The 18,124-nt window shown below is 72.4% G+C and carries 18 protein-coding genes; 12 read left to right on the top strand and 6 right to left on the bottom strand.

Annotation, left to right across the window (positions count from 1 at the left end):
* Window positions 1-156: 156 nt before the first annotated feature.
* Together VT52_RS24745 and VT52_RS24740 are read right to left on the bottom strand one after the other, a co-directional pair.
* Window positions 157-681 (bottom strand): CE1759 family FMN reductase, encoded by a 525-nt coding sequence (locus VT52_RS24745; RefSeq protein ID WP_046417256.1) that lies wholly within the window; start codon window positions 679-681, stop codon window positions 157-159.
* Complete coding sequence (locus VT52_RS24740) at window positions 678-1,787, bottom strand: LLM class flavin-dependent oxidoreductase (protein WP_046417257.1); 1,110 nt, start codon at window positions 1,785-1,787, stop codon at window positions 678-680. The genes VT52_RS24745 and VT52_RS24740 overlap by 4 nt, the downstream gene beginning before the upstream one ends.
* Window positions 1,788-1,964: 177 nt before the next feature.
* Between VT52_RS24740 and VT52_RS24735 the strand changes: the two genes are divergently transcribed.
* Genes VT52_RS24735 through VT52_RS24725 form a run of 3 tightly spaced genes read left to right on the top strand, consistent with a single transcriptional unit; the run spans window position 1,965 to window position 3,306 of the window.
* Complete coding sequence (locus VT52_RS24735) at window positions 1,965-2,303, top strand: YnfA family protein (RefSeq protein WP_046417259.1); 339 nt, start codon at window positions 1,965-1,967, stop codon at window positions 2,301-2,303.
* A 47-nt stretch (window positions 2,304-2,350) separates the two neighbouring features.
* Entirely contained in the window at window positions 2,351-3,127 is a 777-nt protein-coding gene (locus tag VT52_RS24730) for an SDR family NAD(P)-dependent oxidoreductase (RefSeq protein WP_046417260.1), read from the top strand.
* Window positions 3,127-3,306 (top strand): hypothetical protein, encoded by a 180-nt coding sequence (locus tag VT52_RS24725; RefSeq protein ID WP_046417261.1) that lies wholly within the window; start codon window positions 3,127-3,129, stop codon window positions 3,304-3,306. Before VT52_RS24730 ends, VT52_RS24725 begins: the two co-directional genes overlap by 1 nt.
* Window positions 3,307-3,402: 96 nt before the next feature.
* On the opposite strand, the gene VT52_RS24720 is transcribed toward VT52_RS24725, so the two are convergent.
* The gene (locus tag VT52_RS24720; protein ID WP_046417263.1) at window positions 3,403-4,596 is read right to left on the bottom strand and encodes an RtcB family protein; all 1,194 of its coding nucleotides are present in this window, start codon (window positions 4,594-4,596) and stop codon (window positions 3,403-3,405) included.
* Window positions 4,597-4,838: 242 nt separating this feature from the next.
* On the opposite strand from VT52_RS24720, the gene VT52_RS24715 reads away from it, so the two are divergent.
* From VT52_RS24715 to VT52_RS24690, 6 genes are all read left to right on the top strand, one after another.
* The gene (locus VT52_RS24715) at window positions 4,839-5,678 is read left to right on the top strand and encodes a hypothetical protein (protein WP_046417264.1); all 840 of its coding nucleotides are present in this window, start codon (window positions 4,839-4,841) and stop codon (window positions 5,676-5,678) included.
* A gap of 128 nt (window positions 5,679-5,806) precedes the next feature.
* The gene (locus tag VT52_RS24710) at window positions 5,807-6,658 is read left to right on the top strand and encodes a DUF3558 domain-containing protein (RefSeq protein WP_240509867.1); all 852 of its coding nucleotides are present in this window, start codon (window positions 5,807-5,809) and stop codon (window positions 6,656-6,658) included.
* A gap of 118 nt (window positions 6,659-6,776) precedes the next feature.
* Window positions 6,777-8,201, top strand: a complete 1,425-nt coding sequence (locus VT52_RS24705) for a DUF2637 domain-containing protein (RefSeq protein WP_046417265.1) — start codon at window positions 6,777-6,779, stop codon at window positions 8,199-8,201.
* Between the two features lie 181 nt (window positions 8,202-8,382).
* A complete protein-coding gene (locus VT52_RS24700; RefSeq protein WP_046417266.1) occupies window positions 8,383-8,805 on the top strand; it encodes an RlpA-like double-psi beta-barrel domain-containing protein in 423 nt (140 codons plus the stop codon).
* 13 nt (window positions 8,806-8,818) lie between these two features.
* Window positions 8,819-9,427, top strand: a complete 609-nt coding sequence (locus tag VT52_RS24695) for a hypothetical protein (protein WP_046417267.1) — start codon at window positions 8,819-8,821, stop codon at window positions 9,425-9,427.
* Between the two features lie 17 nt (window positions 9,428-9,444).
* On the top strand, window positions 9,445-10,308 hold the full coding sequence (locus tag VT52_RS24690) for a MauE/DoxX family redox-associated membrane protein (RefSeq protein ID WP_046417268.1): 864 nt from the start codon (window positions 9,445-9,447) through the stop codon (window positions 10,306-10,308).
* A 50-nt stretch (window positions 10,309-10,358) separates the two neighbouring features.
* Here VT52_RS24690 and lysS read toward each other — a convergent pair whose 3' ends face one another.
* The gene (gene lysS, locus VT52_RS24685; RefSeq protein ID WP_046417269.1) at window positions 10,359-12,098 is read right to left on the bottom strand and encodes a lysine--tRNA ligase; all 1,740 of its coding nucleotides are present in this window, start codon (window positions 12,096-12,098) and stop codon (window positions 10,359-10,361) included.
* Window positions 12,099-12,308: 210 nt separating this feature from the next.
* Between lysS and argS the strand changes: the two genes are divergently transcribed.
* Window positions 12,309-14,090 (top strand): arginine--tRNA ligase, encoded by a 1,782-nt coding sequence (gene argS, locus VT52_RS24680; protein ID WP_046417271.1) that lies wholly within the window; start codon window positions 12,309-12,311, stop codon window positions 14,088-14,090.
* A gap of 5 nt (window positions 14,091-14,095) precedes the next feature.
* On the opposite strand, the gene VT52_RS24675 is transcribed toward argS, so the two are convergent.
* Window positions 14,096-15,103, bottom strand: coding sequence for a helix-turn-helix transcriptional regulator (locus VT52_RS24675; RefSeq protein WP_046417273.1), 1,008 nt, complete (start codon window positions 15,101-15,103; stop codon window positions 14,096-14,098).
* Window positions 15,104-15,184: 81 nt separating this feature from the next.
* Here VT52_RS24675 and VT52_RS24670 point away from each other — a divergent pair, with 81 nt between their 5' ends.
* A complete protein-coding gene (locus VT52_RS24670; RefSeq protein ID WP_046417274.1) occupies window positions 15,185-15,565 on the top strand; it encodes a VOC family protein in 381 nt (126 codons plus the stop codon).
* A gap of 145 nt (window positions 15,566-15,710) precedes the next feature.
* A complete protein-coding gene (locus VT52_RS24665; RefSeq protein WP_046417275.1) occupies window positions 15,711-16,538 on the top strand; it encodes a DUF4253 domain-containing protein in 828 nt (275 codons plus the stop codon).
* A gap of 46 nt (window positions 16,539-16,584) precedes the next feature.
* On the opposite strand, the gene VT52_RS24660 is transcribed toward VT52_RS24665, so the two are convergent.
* A complete protein-coding gene (locus tag VT52_RS24660) occupies window positions 16,585-17,952 on the bottom strand; it encodes a transcriptional regulator (RefSeq protein WP_046417276.1) in 1,368 nt (455 codons plus the stop codon).
* Window positions 17,953-18,124: the final 172 nt, after the last annotated feature.

Here is an 18,124-nt window from a genome sequence, read left to right as displayed (position 1 = left end):
CTCTCACCGTCGGGCGGGCAACCGGCGCGGGTCACCTACCGTCCTCTCACCGAACGGGGCGGGCGGAGCGTTCGGCGCGGTCCGGCGTCGGGTGCGGCCACGTCATGACCGGTCACGCGCCGGGAGCCGCGCGCGGAACGCGGCTCCGCGCCCCCCTCAGGTCGCTCGCAGCGCGGCCGGCCGCCCGGCGAAGGGGACGGCGCGCGCCTCCACCCCCCGCTCCGCCTCCGGCATCAGCGCGGCCAGCTCCCGCGCCGCCCGCTCGATCCGCTCCGGCAGTCCCCGCGCGCCCCAGTCCTCCGCGGCCGCGTAGACACCGGTCGGCGCGACGACGGCCCGCAGGTGGGAGAAGAGGGGGCGCAGGGCGTGGTCGAGGACCAGGGAGTGCCGCGCGGTGCCCCCGGTCGCGGCGATCAGCACCGGCTTGCCGGCCAGCGCGTCCCTGTCGAGCACGTCGAAGAAGGACTTGAACAGCCCGCTGTACGAGGCGCTGAACACCGGCGTGCCGACGATCAGCCCGTCGGCCCCGGTCACCGCGTCCTGCGCGGCGGCGAGGCCGCGCAGCTCGATCACCTCGGTGTCCACGGGCGTCCGGTCCGCCACCGCCGCCGCGAGCCGGTCGGCCAGCAGCCGGGTGGACGAGGGGACGCTCAGTCCCGCGGACACGACGACGAGCTTCATACGGCACTCTCCTGCTTCTCGCGCTTGTCGCCCTCTTCCTTCCCGGCCAGCAAGGACGCGTGCGTCGGCGCCTGCGGCACCTCCGCCGGGCGCCCCTTCGCGAACTCCTCGCGCAGCACCGGCACGACCTCCTCGCCCAGCAGGTCCAGCTGTTCCAGGACGGTCTTCAGCGGCAGCCCGGCGTGGTCCATCAGGAACAGCTGGCGCTGGTAGTCGCCGACGGTCTCGCGGAACGCCAGGGTCCGCTCGATGACCTGCTGCGGGGAGCCCACCGTCAACGGGGTCTGCTCGGTGAAGTCCTCCAGTGAGGGGCCGTGGCCGTACACCGGGGCGTTGTCGAAGTACGGCCGGAACTCGCGCACCGCGTCCTGCGAGTTCCGGCGCATGAACGCCTGGCCGCCGAGGCCGACGATCGCCTGTTCGGGGGTGCCGTGCCCGTGGTGGGCGTAGCGCGCCCGGTACAGGCCGACCATCCGCCTGGTGTGCTCGGCAGGCCAGAAGATGTTGTTGTGGAAGAAGCCGTCGCCGTAGAAGGCGGCCTGCTCGGCGATCTCCGGGGAGCGGATGGAGCCGTGCCAGACGAACGGCGCCACGCCGTCCAGCGGCCTCGGGGTGGAGGTGAAGCCCTGGAGCGGGGTGCGGAACTCGCCCTCCCAGTCGACGACGTCCTCGCGCCACAGCCTGCGCAGCAGGGCGTAGTTCTCGATGGCGAGGTCGATGCCCCGACGGATGTCCTTGCCGAACCAGGGGTAGACCGGGCCGGTGTTGCCGCGGCCCGTCATCAGGTCGACGCGGCCGTCGGCCAGGTGCTGGAGCATCGCGAAGTCCTCCGCGATCTTCACCGGGTCGTTGGTGGTGATCAGCGTGGTGGACGTGGAGAGGATCAGCTTCTCGGTCCGCGCGGCTATGTACCCGAGCATCGTGGTCGGGGACGACGGCACGAACGGCGGGTTGTGGTGCTCACCGGTCGCGAAGACGTCAAGACCGACCTCCTCGGCCTTCAGCGCGATGGCGACCATGGCCTTGATCCGCTCCCGCTCGGTCGGCGTGCGCCCCGTGGTGGGGTCCGGCGTCACATCACCGACCGTGAAGATCCCGAACTGCATGGCCGCTCACCCTTCAATTGGTTGACCATTCAACTACATCGCCCAACGGTACCCCGCGCCCGGATATTCCGGCGCCGCTGTTCCGGCGCCGCCGCCTGTCCGGACCACGCGCTCCCCGGGTCCCTCCCGCCGCCGGCCGCGGGGCCCCGGTACGCCCCGCCGTGCCAAGCTGCCGGCATGACGATCCTCCGTTCCGCCACCCTCTTCGTCCTCGCCGCGATCCTCGAGATCGGTGGGGCCTGGCTGGTCTGGCAGGGGGTGCGGGAGCACCGGGGGTGGCTGTGGGCCGCCGGTGGGGTGATCGCCCTCGGGGCGTACGGGTTCGTCGCGACCTTCCAGCCGGACGCGCACTTCGGGCGCGTCCTCGCGGCGTACGGCGGGATCTTCGTGGCCGGGTCGATCCTGTGGGGCGCGGTCGCGGACGGTTACCGGCCGGACCGCTGGGACATCACCGGGGCGCTCGTCTGCCTCGGCGGAATGGCGCTGATCGTGTGGGCCCCGAGGAACGGCGGCTGAGCCTCGCTTACATTGGACGGAGCACCGACACACCCGAGGAGCCGCCCATGGCCACGTCCGCCCCGTCCGCCGCCTCCCGCATCGCCGTCGTCACGGGTGCGAGCAGCGGCATCGGCGCTTCGACGGCCCGGCAGCTCGCCGCCGCCGGCTACCGCGTGGTGCTCACCGCCCGCCGCAAGGACCGCATCGAGGCCCTGGCGGAGGAGATCAACGCGGCCGGTCACGCGGCGACGGCGTACCCGCTGGACGTGACGGACCGCGCGGCCGTGGACGAGTTCGCGACGGCCTTCAAGACCATCGGCGTCCTGGTGAACAACGCGGGCGGCGCGCTCGGCGCCGACCCGGTGGCCACCGGCGACCCGGCCGACTGGCGCACGATGTACGAGACGAACGTCATCGGCACCCTGAACCTCACCCAGGCCCTGCTGCCCAAGCTGGAGGCGAGCGGCGACGGCGTCGTGGTCGTGGTCTCCTCCACCGCCGGACACGCCACCTACGAGGGCGGCGCGGGCTACGTCGCCGCCAAGCACGGCGCCCATGTGCTCGCCGAGACCCTCCGGCTGGAGATCGTCGGCAGCCCGGTGCGCGTCGTGGAGGTCGCGCCCGGCATGGTCAGGACCGAGGAGTTCGCGCTGACCCGCTTCGGCGGCGACGCGGAGAGGGCGGAGAAGGTCTACGCGGGCGTGGCCGAGCCGCTGACCGCGGACGACGTGGCGGAGACGATCACGTGGGCGGTGACCCGGCCCAGCCACGTCAACATCGACCTCCTGGTCGTCCGCCCGCGCGCCCAGGCGTCCAACGTGAAGGTCCACCGGGAACTGTGATGGCCGAGGACACCGCGGGCGCTCCCTCCGCGCCGACCCCCGGCGAGGAGTTCGACAGGCGCCGCCTCGCCCGGGAGACGAGGGACGAGCGCAAGGTCTGGTACTTCCTCGCCTACTTCCTCTTCGGCATCCACCTCGTGGCGTTCGTCATGATCTACGCGGTGCGGCACGGCAAGTAGGCGCGCGGTGGTGGCGCAGGCCCGCCTGCCCGCACCCTGAGGACGGCGAAGGGGGGCCGGTATGGTTCCGGCCCCCCCTTCGCGGTCGCGCGGGCCTCAGCCCTTCACGCAGACGACCTGCTTCAGCTTCGCCACGACCTCCACCAGGTCCCGCTGCTGGTCGATGACCTGGTCGATGGACTTGTAGGCGCCCGGGATCTCGTCCACCACACCGGAGTCCTTGCGGCACTCCACGCCCCGCGTCTGCTCCTCCAGGTCCTTGGCGGTGTAGCGTCGCTTGGCCGCGCCTCGGCTCATGCGCCGGCCCGCGCCGTGCGAGGCGGAGTTGAAGGAGCTGTCGTTGCCCAGGCCCTTCACGATGTACGAGCCCGTGCCCATGGAGCCCGGGATGATGCCGAGGTCGCCGGAGCCGGCCCGGATCGCGCCCTTGCGGGTGACCAGCAGGTCCATCCCGTCGTACCGCTCCTCCGCCACGTAGTTGTGGTGGCAGGAGATCTCCGGCTCGAAGAGCGGCTTGGCCTTCTTGAACTCCTTGCGGATCACGTCCTTCAGCAGCGCCATCATCAGGGTGCGGTTGTACTTGGCGTACTCCTGCGCCCAGAACAGGTCGTTGCGGTACGCCGCCATCTGCGGGGTGTCCGCGACGAAGACCGCGAGGTCGCGGTCGACCAGGCCCTGGTTGTGCGGGAGCTTCTGGGCCACGCCGATGTGGTGCTCCGCCAGTTCCTTGCCGATGTTGCGGGAGCCGGAGTGGAGCATCAGCCAGACCGCGCCGGTGGTGTCGGTGCAGACCTCCACGAAGTGGTTCCCGCTGCCGAGCGTGCCCATCTGCTTGGTGGCACGCCCCTGGCGGAAGTGGACCGCCTCGGCCACCCCCTCGAAGCGCCCCCAGAACTCGTCCCAGCCGCTGGTGGCGAGCCCGTGGAAGCCGCCCGGCTCGACCGGGTCGTCATGCATGCCGCGGCCCACCGGGATCGCCTGCTCGATCCTGGAGCGCAGCCGGGACAGGTCGCCCGGCAGATCGTTCGCGGTCAGCGAGGTCTTCACCGCGGACATCCCGCAGCCGATGTCCACCCCGACCGCGGCCGGGCACACGGCGCCGCGCATCGCGATCACCGAGCCGACCGTGGCGCCCTTGCCGTAGTGCACGTCCGGCATCACGGCCAGGCCCTTGATCCACGGCAGCGTCGCGACGTTCTGGAGCTGGCGCAGGGCGCCGTCCTCGACCGTCGCCGGGTCGGCCCACATCCGGATCGGTATCCGGGCGCCCGGCATCTCCACGTACGACATGACTTCCTCGTCCCCCCGGACTCGACAACAAGAAACGACAACAAAAGGCTTAAAAGCATCAAAAAGGAAAAGCAGCGCCAAGCGCGTCGAAAGAGGACCGCGGACCGGCATCCACGGCGGCGCGTGCGATACACATTGTCTCCAGGCCAGCCCCCGCCGCGGCAAGCGAATAACCAGGCGGGGACACTGAGGCGACCATCGCGCGCATCCACCGGAGCGCAGCCGTCGGAAGGAGCCCGCCCGTGCAGCGGAAGGCGTACGTAACCGGCACCGCCGCCCTGCTCGCGGCGCTGCTCGCGGGCTGCTCCGGCGGCTCGGGCGGCGGCGCGGCGGACGACGCCAACCCCGGCGACGCCGGCACCGCCACCGTCGCGGCCCAGCCCGGCCGCTACCGCACCCTGCCCGAGCCCTGCGGCGCGGTGAGCCACGGCACCCTCGACGCGCTGCTGCCGGGCATCCGGCAGATCGCCGACCCCGACCAGCGGGACAAGGCGTACCAGGGCGAGGCCGAGCTGACCTACGACACCGACCGCAAGGTCGGCTGCCGCTGGAAGGTCCCCTCCGCCGGCTCCACCGACCGCCTCTCGGTCGACCTGGAGCGCGTGGTGTCGTACGACAACACGGTCAGCGACGACGACCAGGCGCGGGACCTGTTCGAGCAGAAGGAGTCGGCCGCCGGTCTCCCCGCGGCGAGCGACAGCCCGTCGGCGAGCACCCCGAGCGGCAGTTCCGACGCCTCCCCCTCGGCTTCCCCGTCGCCCAGCGGCTCCGCGAGCGGCACCCCCTCCGCCCCCTCCGCCCCCTCCGCCTCGGACTCGCCCTCGGGTGCCATGGCCCCCGAACTCCAGCCGCGCACCCTCTCCGACCTCGGTGACGAGGCGTACCTGGACGACAAGCTCGGCTCGTCCGGCTCGACGGCCGCACAGCGGACGGTGACTGTGGTGTTCCGCACGTCCAATGTCGTCGTCACCATCCAGTACGAGGAGCAGCCGATGGCCGCCGGCGCCGCGCCCGACAGCAAGGAAATGCAGGACAGGGCCCGGAATCTGGCCGCCAAGCTGGACGACGCGCTGGGCAGCTGATCCACCCCGCGGCCCCTCGCGCCCCTGCGCGCAAAGATCCCGGACGGAAACCGCACAGCTCCTTCACCGCGTACGGTGGGGCCCCGCAGGAACCCGCACGAACACCGAGCGTCATGAGTGAAGGAACCATGCAGCGAGTCAAGCGAGACGACCGTGCCCGGCTGGAACAGCGAAACAGGCGTCTGCGCCGTGCCCTTGTCTGCGCGGCAGCGGTCCCCGCGGTACTGATCACCGCGGCCTGCTCCTCGGACTCCGGCGATTCCAAGCCCAAGAGCGACGGCACCAGCGCCTCCAAGCCGGCGGGCGACAGCGCGTCGCCGTCCGCCAGTTCCTCCCCGACGCCGGCGCCGGCGGCGTACAAGACGCTGCCGAACGCGTGCAAGGCGCTGTCGTCCAAGACGCTGGGCGACATGGTGCCGAAGGCCGGCAAGTCGGGCAAGAAGGGCGGTTCGGACGACCCGTCCTCCCGTGCCTCCTGCTCCTGGAGCAGCCTGAGCAACAACGGTGTCAAGGGCTCCCAGTTCCGCTGGCTGAACGTCTCCCTGCTGCGCTTCGACTCCGACGCCGCCCGCGGCTCGGGCAACACCCAGGCGCACACGTACTTCACCAACCAGGTCAAGGACGCCCGGTCGGTGGGCGGCGCCAAGAACACCAAGGTCGTCCCGGTGTCCGGCACCGGCGACGAGGCGACGTCCGTGCGCTACGACCTGAGCAAGAAGGAGGGCCTCTTCAAGCAGGAGACCCTCGTGGCACGGGTCGAGAACGTCGTGGTCACCCTCGACTACAACGGCGCCGGTCTCGCGGGCGACAAGACCCCCGACGCCGATGGCCTCGCCAAGTCCGCGGAGAAGGCCCTCAAGGAGGCCGTGAGCTCGGTTTCCTCCGCCAACAGCGCGGGCGGGTCCGGGAGTTCGTCCGCCGACCCGTCCACGAAGCCGACCGGCAGCCCCTCGTCGTCCGCGTCCGCCAAGAAGAGCTGACCGAACGGGCTTACGCCGACCGGCGGCGCGTGCGCCGCATACGTGTGCCACCCTGTTGCGCGCAACAACAGGCAACGGGAGGGGAGTACGAGTGGCCGCGCCACCGCAGCTGACTCGGATGCACCGGACACTCATCGGCGTGGTCGTGGGCGGCGCCCTGATCATCGCGGGGATCGGCTTCGCCGGTTCGTACGCGGCCGTCCGTGAGCTGGCCCTGAAGAAGGGCTTCGGGAACTTCGCCTACGTGTTCCCGGTCGGCATCGACGCGGGCATCTGCGTCCTGCTGGCCCTGGACCTGCTGCTGACCTGGATCCGCATCCCCTTCCCGCTGCTGCGCCAGGCCGCCTGGCTGCTGACGGCGGCGACGATCGCCTTCAACGGCGCGACCGCGTGGCCCGACCCGCTCGGCGTCGGCATGCACGCGGTGATCCCGATCCTGTTCGTCGTCGCCGTCGAGGCGGCCCGGCACGCCATCGGCCGGATCGCGGACATCACGGCCGACAAGCACATGGAGGGCGTCCGGCTCACCCGCTGGCTGCTCTCCCCGCTGCCCACGTTCCTGCTGTGGCGCCGGATGAAGCTCTGGGAGCTGCGCTCCTACGAGCAGGTCATCAAGCTGGAGCAGGAGCGCCTCGTCTACCAGGCCCGCCTGCGCTCCCGCTTCGGCCGCGCCTGGCGGCGCAAGGCCCCGGTGGAGTCCCTGATGCCGCTGCGCCTGGCGCGCTACGGCGTCCCGCTCGCCGAGACGGCCCCCTCGGGCCTGCTGGCGGCGGGGATCGAGCCGGTACTCCTGGCGCCGACGGCCCCGAAGGCTCCGACGCCGGAACTGACCGCGGGAGCGGCGGCGACGGCGGGCGCGATACCGGTCGCGGGCAAAGGCACCGCGGCGCCGGCCACCACCACGGACCCGGCCGCCGCTCCGGTCACCGCCGCCGCGGACCCGGCGACCGCCGCGGCTCCCGCCCCCGGCGCGGCCCCGGGCGCCACGGCCGCCGTGCGGGCCGGAGCCCCCGCGAAGGCCGCGCCGGCATCCGCGCCCCAGCCCGCCCAGCGGCCTCAGGACCCCGAGAGCCCCCAGGCCCCCCAGAGCCCCGAGGTCCCTCCGCAGGACGAGCAGAGCCCCTGGTTCCAGTCGCCGCGGGAGGTCGAGTACCACGGTGGGTACGACCCCGCCTTCGAGCCGCCGCCGGATCCCCAGTACTACCCGGAGGAGCAGTACGAGGACTGGTACGAGGGCCAGCCCCCGGAGCGGTTCCAGCAGCCCTCCCCCGAGGAGACCGGCAGCTTCCCCATCCCGGTCGGCCCCAACCGCACCCGCGAACTGGGCGGGGGCGGCGGCACCCCCGCCGCCGAACCGGACGAGGACGCCTTCTACCAGGTGTTCCGGCAGTCGATAGACGGCAGTTACCCCACGGCCCACATCCTGGGCGAGAACATCCAGGCGACGTACGGCACCCAGCTCAGCCCCACCGAGCTGAAGTCCCTCGCCACCCGCTTCCAGCAGCGCCACTCGGCGGAGCTGGAGGAGGACCACATCGCCTGACGCCCCGTGGGCCGTTCCCCGGAGCGGCCCACGAAACCCCACCCGTCACGGCACACCCCCTGGCCAACGCGCGTAGCAGCGAGCATCATGGCTTGCGCCAACGCACCTTCCCGCACAGTACTTTCGCCTCTCTTTTGTCATGCACCGGTCAATTCGCACCGTTCGACGAAGGGAAACAGCAATGGCTTGCGGATCCACCAGCCTGTGGGCGGGCGAGACCTCCTGGTTCTGCTGCGGCAGTTCCTGGGGCCCCTGCGGCAGCACCGGCACCGGCGCCTGCGGCACCTGCCAGTCCGGCAAGAACATGGCCGCCTGGCCCAACCTGACGGCGGCCTGCTGGAGCGTCACCGACCCGGCGGCCTGCGGCGAGAACATGCCCAGACGCGGCTGCGGTTCGGTCGTGAAGGTCAAGCACCAGTGCTCCGGCGCCGCCGTCTGCGTCACCCTCGCCGACTGCGGCCCCAACACCCAGATGTGGTGCGGCGAGCAGACCTGCTGCAACGGCGCGTGCCGCACCCACCGGGTCATCGACCTGACCCCGGCGGCCTTCTCGGCCATCGGCAGCCTCAGCTCCGGCCTGCTTCCCGTCTACATCTACGAGTGAGGAGGAACCCGCCATGACCGGACGCCACGGCATCGACCGCCGCTCCGTCCTGACCAGCGCCGCCCTCGGCGGCGCCACCATCGTGGGCGCCTCCGCGCTCGGCGGCCTGGACGCGGACGCCGCCTTCGCCGCCCCCATGCCCTCCCTGGACCCGGCGGTGTCCCGGTCGTCGTTCGTCGACGGCCGCGTCAGCCGGATCAAGGGCAGCACCCTCGACGTCGTCGAGTCCGACGGCACGCACCGGCTCGTCCGGCTCACCAACGCCACCAGCGTCTGGAAGCTGGAGACCGTCACCGCCGAGGCCGTCGAGACCGGCGACGGCCTGTACGCGCGGGGCGTCGAGATGCCCGACGGCAGCGTGGCCGCCGACGCGGTCTGGGTGAACATCGTCAACCTCTACGTCACCGTCCGCGGCATCGAGCGCTCCCGGCTGCACCTGAGCCACGGCCGCAACACCCTGGTCGGCCGCATCGTGGCGAAGCGCACCACCGCGTCCTTCCGCGGCGGCGCGCTCACCTCCGACCTCTCCCAGCTCAAGATCGGGCACCACGCCCAGGTGCTCGGCGCCTGGCGGCCCGCGGACGACAGCGTGGACATCGCCCGCATCAGCGTCGGGCACTGAGGCGGGGGGATCTTTCGATGGCATCGCTCACCACGGACCTCGCGCCCCTGCTGCTCGGCGTCCTGCTCGCCGCCACCGGCGCGGGCAAGGCGTTCGGGAGGCGGGTCGCCGGGCAGGCGGCCGGCACCGTCCTGGTCCGCGTCCTGAACGACGGCCGCCGCGCCACCCGGGCCCTGCGGGTCACCGGCGCGGTGGAACTCGTCGTGGCCGCGGGCCTGCTGGCCGCACCGGCCACCGTCCTCCCCGGGATCGCCGCGGCCGTCCTGGGCGCCGGCTTCCTCGGCTACCTCGGGTACGCCCGCGCCACCGCCCCGGAGTCGTCCTGCGGCTGCACCGCCCGCGCCGACGGGCCGATCACCTGGCGGGCCTTCGTCCGCGCGGGCCTGGTCGTGGTGGGCGGTGCCGCGGCCGCCGGGGCCCGGACCGCCTGGTGGACCCAGGCCGCCCGGCATCCGGTGGCCTCGCTCGCCCTCCTCGTCGTCGCCACGGCCGTCCTGGCCGCGTTCTCCAGCGACCTGGACCAGCTGTGGCTGGTCCCGCTGCGCAGGACCCGGCTGCGGGTCTTCGGGCATCCGCTCGGCACCGGCCGGGACGAGGAGGTGCCGGTGGCCGCCTCCGTCGAACTGCTGGAGCGCTCACTGGCCTGGGTCGCCGCCGCGCCGGTCGTCCGTTCCGGGCTGATCGACCACTGGGAGGCCGACGGCTGGCGCTTCCTCCAGTTCGCGGGGGTGCACGAGCCCGGTGGCGCGGCACGCCCGGTCACCGTGCTGTTCGCGCTGGACCCGCGCGCGACGAAGGACACCACCGACCGGCCGGCGGTCCGGGTCACCTTGATCGACGACCGGACCGACGAACCGGTCCCGGTGGATCTGCTCGCCTGATACATGGGTGAGGGGCCCTCCGGCGGGAGGGCCCCTCACTCACGCGTGCGTCACTCCCCGAGCAGCGCCCGGACCCGCTCCTGCCCCACCGCGAGCAGCAGCGTGGGCAGCCGGGGACCGGTGTCGCGGCCCACCAGCAGCTGGTACAGCAGCGCGAAGAACATCCGCTGGGCGGTCTTGATCTCCGGCGGCAGCTCCTTGGGCGTCGCGTCCGCCGAGAAGCCGGCCTGCACCTTCGGCACGCCGTAGACGAGGTGCGTCAGGCCGTCCAGGGACCAGTGCTCGGCGAGGCCGTCGAGCAGCAGCCGCACGGACCGCTGGGACGCCTCGTCCAGCGACTTCAGCAGTTCGGCGTCCGGCTCCGCGCGCACGATGGTCCGCTGGTCGGCGGGCACGTGCGTGTTGATCCACGCCTCGGCCTTGTCGTAGCGCGGCCGGGCCTGGTCCAGCGAGGACAGCGGGCTCCGCGGGTCCAGCTCGGAGAGGATGCGCAGGGCCTGGTCCTCGTGCCCGGCCGTGATGTCGGCGACGGACGCGAGCGTGCGGTACGGCAGCGGACGCGGCGTCTTCGGCAGCTCGGCGGCGGCCGTGCCGACCGCGCGGGTGTACGCGGCCACGTCACCCGGCAGCGCGGACCCGTCGGCGACCTTCGCGGCGAGCTTGTCCCACTCGTCGTAGAGCCGCTGGATCTCCTGGTCGAAGGCGATCTTGAAGGACTGGTTGGGCCTGCGGCGGGCGTACAGCCAGCGCAACAGCTGCGGCTCCATGATCTTCAGCGCGTCGCCCGGGGTGGGCACGCCACCGCGCGAGGACGACATCTTGGCCATGCCGGAGATGCCGACGAACGCGTACATCGGGCCGATGGGCTGCTCGCCGCCGAAGATGCCGACGATCTGCCCGCCCACCTGGAAGGACGACCCCGGGGAGGAGTGGTCGACACCGCTGGGCTCGAAGACCACGCCCTCGTAGGCCCAGCGCATCGGCCAGTCGACCTTCCAGACCAGCTTGCCGCGGTTGAACTCGCTCAGCCGGACGGTCTCCTTGAACCCGCACTCGCCGCAGACGTACGACAGCTCGGTGGTGTCGTCGTCGTACGAGGTGACGGTCGTCAGGTCCTTCGCGCAGCCGCCGCAGTACGGCTTGTACGGGAAGTACCCGGCGCCGCCGGCGGAGCCGTCGTCCTCGGCCGCCGCGCCGGAGCCCTCCTCGGCCTCCAGCTCGGCCTCGTCCACGGCCTTCTGCTGCTGCTTCTTGACCTTGGGCCTGGTGCGGTACTGCGCGAGGATCGCGTCGATGTCGCCGCGGTGCTTCATCGCGTGCAGGACCTGCTCGCGGTAGACGCCCGAGGTGTACTGCGCGGTCTGGCTGATGCCGTCGAACTCGACGCCCATCTCGGCCAGCGACCGGACCATCGCGGCCTTGAAGTGCTCCGCCCAGTTCGGGTACGCCGAGCCCTTCGGGGCCGGCACCGAGGTGAGCGGCTTGCCGATGTGCTCGGCCCAGGACTCGTCCACGCCCGCGATGCCCGCCGGGACCTTGCGGTAGCGGTCGTAGTCGTCCCAGGAGATCAGGTGCCGGACCTGGTGCCCCCGACGGCGGATCTCGTCGGCGACCAGGTGCGGGGTCATGACCTCGCGCAGGTTGCCCAGGTGGATGGGGCCCGAGGGGGAGAGACCGGACGCGACGACGACCGGTTTGCCCGGGGCCCGGCGCTCCGACTCCTCGATGACCTCATCCGCGAAACGGGAGACCCAGTCGGTGGTCTCGGTGCTCTGAGCCACGATCGGCACGTCCTTCTTTCTCCATCGGGCAGCCGCTGCGGTCGCACGGCTGGCCGCTCCATTGTCCCAGGCGGGACCACTTCCGCGAAAACGCCTTTTCAACGCGTGGGACGCGCTCACCGGGACGCGCGTTCACCGGCGGACCGGAAAATCCGCTTGGCCCCCCATGGAATACTGGGCGTGACTATCCATCCCCACGAGGAGAACGGCACCTCACCTATGGCCTCGGTCACGTCCCTCAGCGACTCCGTCCAGCAGCAGCTCGCGTCCGCCCTCTCGGCCACCCTGCCGGAGGCCGCCGGCGCGGACCCGCTGCTGCGACGAAGCGACCGGGCCGACTACCAGGCCAACGGGATCCTGGCCCTTGCCAAGAAGGCGAAGTCGAACCCGCGGGAGCTGGCCACGCAGGTCGTCTCCCGGGTGGCCACCGGTGCGGTGATCCAGGACGTCGAGGTCTCCGGCCCCGGCTTCCTCAACATCACCGTCTCCGACCGGGCGATCACCGAGAACCTCGCCGCGCGCTACGCGGACGGGACCGGCCGCCTCGGGGTGCCGTACGCCGCGCACCCGGGCACCACGGTGATCGACTACGCCCAGCCGAACGTGGCCAAGGAGATGCACGTCGGCCATCTGCGCTCCGCGGTGATCGGCGACTCGGTCGTCCAGCTGCTGGAGTTCACCGGCGAGACCGTGATCCGCCGCCACCACATCGGCGACTGGGGCACCCAGTTCGGCATGCTCATCCAGTACCTGGACGAGCACCCGCACGAGCTGGACCACAAGGCGTCCGCCGAGGACACCGCGGCTTCCGGCGAGGAGGCCATGTCCAACCTGGACCGCCTCTACAAGACGGCCCGCAAACTCTTCGACTCCGACGAGGAGTTCAAGACCCGCGCCCGCCGCCGGGTGGTCGACCTCCAGGCCGGCGACCCGCACACGCTGGCCATCTGGCAGAAGTTCGTGGACGAGTCGAAGATCTACTTCTTCTCCGTCTTCGAGAAGCTGGACATGGAGGTCCGCGACCCCGACATCGTCGGCGAGTCCGGGTACAACGACATGCTGGCCGAGACCTGCCGCCTCCTGGAGGAGTCCGGCGTCGCCGTCCGCTCCGAGGGCGCGCTCTGCGTCTTCTTCGACGACATCAAGGGCCCGGAGGGCAACCCGGTCCCGCTGATCGTCCAGAAGTCCGACGGCGGCTACGGCTACGCGGCCACCGACCTCTCCGCCATCCGCGACCGCGTCTTCAACCTCAAGGCGAACACCCTGCTGTACGTGGTGGACGCCCGCCAGGCCCTGCACTTCCGCATGGTCTTCGAGACGGCCCGCCGCGCCGGCTGGCTGAACGAGGACGTGACCGCGGTCCAGCTGGCCTTCGGCACGGTGCTGGGCAAGGACGGCAAGCCGTTCAAGACGCGTGCCGGCGAGACCGTCAAGCTCCAGGACCTGCTGGACGAGGCGGTCGACCGTGCCACGGCCGTGGTCCGGGACAAGGCCGAGAAGGTGGGCCTGACCGAGCGGGAGATCGAGGAGAACGGCCGGTACGTCGGCATCGGCGCGGTCAAGTACGCGGACCTGTCGACGTCGGCGGTGCGGGACTACAAGTTCGACCTGGACCAGATGGTCTCGCTGAACGGCGACACGTCCGTCTACCTCCAGTACGCCTACGCCCGTATCCAGTCCATCCTCCGCAAGGCCGGCGAGGCCCGCCCCGCCGCCCACCCGGAGCTGGAACTGGCCCCGGCGGAGCGCGCGCTGGGCCTGCACCTGGACCAGTTCGCCGAGACGGTCCTGGACGTGGCCGCCTCCTACGAGCCGCACAAGCTGGCCGCCTACCTCTACCAGCTGGCCTCGCACCTGACGACCTTCTACGACCAGTGCCCGGTCCTGAAGGCCGACACCCCCGCCCGGACCGAGAACCGCCTCTTCCTGGTCGACCTCACGGCCCGCACCCTGCACCGGGGCATGTCCCTGCTGGGCATCAGGACCCCCGACAAGCTCTGATCCCGCTAGGGCCCCGGGTGGGCCTCGGTGACCGGTTCGCCGGCGGCCTCCGCACCGGAGCCGCCGGCGTTGTCGTCCGCCAGTTCCCGTGCCCGCCGTACCAGGGCCTCCCGCACCACGTCCGGTGCCAGGACCCGCAGCGGTGTCCCCAGCCCCAGCAGATAGCGCGCCAGGCCGTCCGCGTCGGCGCCCCCGATGTCGACCAGGGTCGCGTCGGGGCCGTCCGGGCGGTGGGTGCCGACCGTCGCGGGGACCAGGCTGAGGGCCCGGTCCAGGGGGACGGGCAGGCGGACGGTGGCGGACAGGGGGTAGGGGCCGTTCGCGATGTTGCGGGAGACCAGGTGGGCCGGGTCCGGGGGGTCACCGAGGTCGGCGGGCCGGCCGGTGGGCTGGAGGCGGTCGACTCGGTCCGCGCGGAAGGTGCGCCACCGGCCGCGCGCCACGTCCCGCGCGACGAGGTACCAGAGCCTGCCCGTGTGGACCAGCCGGTACGGGTCGATGTCCCGGACCGTGGACCTGCCCTCGGCGTCCGTGTACGACAGCCGGGCCCGTTCCGCCCGCCGGCACACGGCCGCCAGCTCCAGCAGCAACCCGGGGCTGACCCCCGAGCCGCGCGCCCCGGGGAGCAGCACGAGGGCGTCGTCCAGTTCGCCCAGGCGCTTCGCGATGCGGATCGGCAGCACCGAACGGAGTTTCAGCAGGGCCGACAGGGCGGCCTGGTCGCTGCCCAGGGCGCGGTTCAGGGCCGCCTCGCCGAGACCGACCGCGACGGCCAGCGCCTCCTCGTCGTCCAGGATCAGCGGGGGCACCCGGGATCCGGGACGCAGCCGGTAGCCGCCCCAGGGGCCCGCCTCGGAGTCGACGGAGTAGCCGAGTTCACGCAGGCGGGCGACGTCCCGGCGGACCGTGCGGTCGGTGACCTCCAGGGACCGGGCCAGTTCGGCACAGGTCCACGAGGGGCGGGCGGACAGGAGGTTCAGCAGGCCCAGCAGGCGGGCGGACGTGGCTAGCACGGGGATGTCCCCCGGAGATTCTCGACGACAGCGGCACAACCAGGACCGTACCTGTCCTGGTCACGTCGTACCGTCCTCCTCATGACCACGCAGACCACTCCCGCGATCCGCTACGCCGCCGTCACCTTCGACTGCGCCGACCCCGCCGAACTCGCCCGTTTCTATGGCGAGCTGCTGGGCCACGGGACCCTCTTCTCCACCGACGACTTCATCCTGCTCGGCACGGAGGGCGTCCCCGGCCTCGGCTTCACCCGTGTCGCCGACTACCGCCCGCCCACCTGGCCGGACCCCGCCCAGGGCAAGCAGGCTCACATCGAGCTGGGCGTGGACGACCTGGCGGCGGCCGAGCTGCGGGCCCTCGAACTGGGCGCCACCAAGCCGGGGTTCCAGCCGGGCGAGAAGCGCTGGACGGTGCTCCTCGACCCGGCCGGACACCCGTTCTGCATCACGGCCCTGGCCTGACCGCAAGGGTCTCGCGCCCGTGCGCGGTCGCCGCCCGCATCGCGGCGGCGACCGCGGCCGGTGCCAGGGGCCAGGGGCCAGGGGCCAGGGGCCAGGGGCCAGGGGCCAGGGGCCATTGTCAGACCCTCCCCCTACAGTCGCCTCCATGGCGACTCTTCCCAACCCGCTGCCCCGGCTGGCCACCGACCCCAGCGGCCGCAGCCTGGGGCTCCAACTGCCGCCCGGCAGGCTGCTCGACACGACCGAGAACGGCCCGCATCACGAGCCGCTGCTCTGGCTCGCGGACAAACCGGCCGGCCCCGGCACCTGGACCGCCCTCGGCGCCCCGGCCGCGCGCGCCGGGCTGCTGCCGGTGCTGGTGGAGACCGGTGGCTCCCAAGGCGGACCGGAACGCTGGGAGTTGATGCCGGACGACGTCTCCTACCCGGGGGACCACGATCCGGAAGAGGTACTCGCCGAGTACTGGGAGGGCGACGAGGAGTCCGACCCCGACGACGAACTCGGGTACGTCGTGGAGCCGTTCGGGCCAAAGTGGCCCGGACTCGCCCCGCCCAAGAAGCTCAGCGCCGACCCCAGCACCCGCGCCGCGCGCGCCGCCGACGAACTGACCGCCGACCAGGGCCAGTCCGTCTTCCCCTCCCCGCACCTCGCCCTCGTCCCCGCCCGCCGCTCCGCCGACATCCCGGCCGCGATCGGCTGGAGCGGCTCGCTGAACCACGAGAACGACGTGGCGCGGCTGTGCGCGGTCCTGCGCTCCTGGGAGGACCGGTTCGGCATACGGGTCGTCGCGCTCGGCTTCGACGCCCTGCTGCTGTCCGTGGCCGCCCCGCCGGCCGACCTTGCCGAGGCCGAGGCGGTGGCGGCGGAGCACTTCGCGTTCTGCCCGGACAACATCACGCAGGGGGCGGACACCCTCCGCGCCTACGCGAAGGAACTGGTCGGCGAGACCACCTGGTTCTTCTGGTGGGACTGACCCGCGGGTGAGGACGGCCGCCGGTCACCACGGCGGCCGCCGGTCACTACTGCGCGGGCGCCCACTTCTCGCCGCCCAGCGGGAAGGCGTAGGCGGGGCGCCCGTTGCTGCCGCTGGTGCGGAAGGGCCGGCCCTTGTCACCGATCTCCAGGGTGCCGTGCCGGCCGCCGCTGGACCAGGACAGCTCCAGGTACCAGCTGACGTCGTACGCCGACGCGTTCGCCGTGACGTAGAAGACCTCGGGGTCCGACTCGCTCACGCTGAGCGGGAAGCCGCGCTGCCCGGCCACCGGCTGGACGGCCGGCCGTACGGCGTCCAGGGCGACGGTGAAGGAGTGGGTGGGGACCCCGCCGCCGCAGCCGACGCCGGGGTAGCCCATGGCGTAGTCGTTCCAGGCGAGCGGCGAGCGCTTGCCCGCCATCCGTACCGACATGCCCTCCAGCACCACGGTCTGCTTGCCGCTGCCCTGCACGGTGAGCGTGACGAACTGCTCGTCCGCCGAGACGGCCTGGTGCACGGCCACCCACGCGGGCGCGTCGTTCTCGACGGGCGGCGGGGACACGTCCGTGGGCGGCCGGTCGATCAGGTAGTGCTGGGAGCAGGGGCTCTCCCAGGAGTACGGGTGGGTGGTGATCGCGAGGGGGACGGCCGTGGACGCCTTGCCGTCGGCGCTCACCCCGCCCGGTGGTCCGCTCGTGGCGGCGTCGGGTCCCTCGGCGTTGCCGGAGCCCACGGAGGGCGAGGGGTGCCGGGCGGAGCCCGAGGGGGAGGGTGAGCCGCTGCCTCGGGAAGCGGTACCGGTCGCGGGCGCGTGGTCGCGGGTGACCGAGGAGGCGGAGGCGGTGGCTCCGGTGGAGGCCGTGTCCCGGTCGTGGCTCCCGCCGCCGGGCAGCCCGAACGCGAGGGCCACGGCGCCGAGTACGGCGGCCCCGGTGACGGCGGCGACGAGGGCGGGGCGGCGGGAGCGGGGTCGGGAAACGGGGGCTTCCGCGACCGGCGCCGGTTCCGGGGCCGGCTCCGGAACCGTGGCCGTCTCCGGTGCCGGCGTGGGACCCCCTTCCTCCGTCACGGCTTCCTCGGTCACCGCTTCCTCGGTCACCGTCCCCCCGGACGCTTCCGCGCCCCCCGCCCGTTCACCCACCGCGTCCTCGGCCGCCTTCCTCCCCCGGCCCGCGTCCGCCAGCACCCAGCTCCGGTGCAGCGCCACGAGTTCCTCGGGCGACGCCCCGCAGAGTCGCGCCATCCGCTCCACCGGGGCGTAATCCGTCGGCACGGCCTCCCCGTTGCAGTAGCGGTGCAGCGTCGAGGTGCTCATGTGGAGCCGTTTGGCGAGCATGCCGTAGCTGTGCCCGGAGCGGTTCTTCAACTCCCGCAGCCGCTCGGCGAACCCGGTCCCCCCGGTGCTGTCCGACACGATCCGTCCCCTCCCCTGTCCCGTTCCCCCGTTCCAGGGATGGGACGTTCTTGCAGGTCAACACCTATGTGGCCGTTCCAGCGTCCCGGATCGGCCGCCGGGGCTGGCGGGCGGGACAAAACGGCCCGCAGGCTGTGGACATCCAAGCACCCCAGGACCCGGAAGCGAGAAG

The organism is Streptomyces malaysiense (assembly GCF_000980885.2).
Classification (GTDB): Bacteria; Actinomycetota; Actinomycetes; order Streptomycetales; family Streptomycetaceae; genus Streptomyces; species Streptomyces malaysiense.
The sequence above is the reverse complement of the archived record's forward strand: the minus strand, read 5'-3'. Positions and strand labels throughout refer to the sequence as shown.

Bases quoted from the DNA above. Each gene is read 5' to 3' on its own strand.
- VT52_RS24745 (WP_046417256.1), bottom strand. From the start codon at position 681: ATGAAGCTCGTCGTCGTGTCCGCGGGACTGAGCGTCCCCTCGTCCACC.
- VT52_RS24740 (WP_046417257.1), bottom strand. From the start codon at position 1,787: ATGCAGTTCGGGATCTTCACGGTCGGTGATGTGACGCCGGACCCCACC.
- VT52_RS24735 (WP_046417259.1), top strand. From the start codon at position 1,965: ATGACGATCCTCCGTTCCGCCACCCTCTTCGTCCTCGCCGCGATCCTC.
- VT52_RS24730 (WP_046417260.1), top strand. From the start codon at position 2,351: ATGGCCACGTCCGCCCCGTCCGCCGCCTCCCGCATCGCCGTCGTCACG.
- VT52_RS24725 (WP_046417261.1), top strand. From the start codon at position 3,127: ATGGCCGAGGACACCGCGGGCGCTCCCTCCGCGCCGACCCCCGGCGAG.
- VT52_RS24720 (WP_046417263.1), bottom strand. From the start codon at position 4,596: ATGTCGTACGTGGAGATGCCGGGCGCCCGGATACCGATCCGGATGTGG.
- VT52_RS24710 (WP_240509867.1), top strand. From the start codon at position 5,807: ATGCAGCGAGTCAAGCGAGACGACCGTGCCCGGCTGGAACAGCGAAAC.
- VT52_RS24705 (WP_046417265.1), top strand. From the start codon at position 6,777: ATGCACCGGACACTCATCGGCGTGGTCGTGGGCGGCGCCCTGATCATC.
- VT52_RS24700 (WP_046417266.1), top strand. From the start codon at position 8,383: ATGGCTTGCGGATCCACCAGCCTGTGGGCGGGCGAGACCTCCTGGTTC.
- VT52_RS24695 (WP_046417267.1), top strand. From the start codon at position 8,819: ATGACCGGACGCCACGGCATCGACCGCCGCTCCGTCCTGACCAGCGCC.
- VT52_RS24690 (WP_046417268.1), top strand. From the start codon at position 9,445: ATGGCATCGCTCACCACGGACCTCGCGCCCCTGCTGCTCGGCGTCCTG.
- argS (WP_046417271.1), top strand. From the start codon at position 12,309: ATGGCCTCGGTCACGTCCCTCAGCGACTCCGTCCAGCAGCAGCTCGCG.
- VT52_RS24670 (WP_046417274.1), top strand. From the start codon at position 15,185: ATGACCACGCAGACCACTCCCGCGATCCGCTACGCCGCCGTCACCTTC.
- VT52_RS24665 (WP_046417275.1), top strand. From the start codon at position 15,711: ATGGCGACTCTTCCCAACCCGCTGCCCCGGCTGGCCACCGACCCCAGC.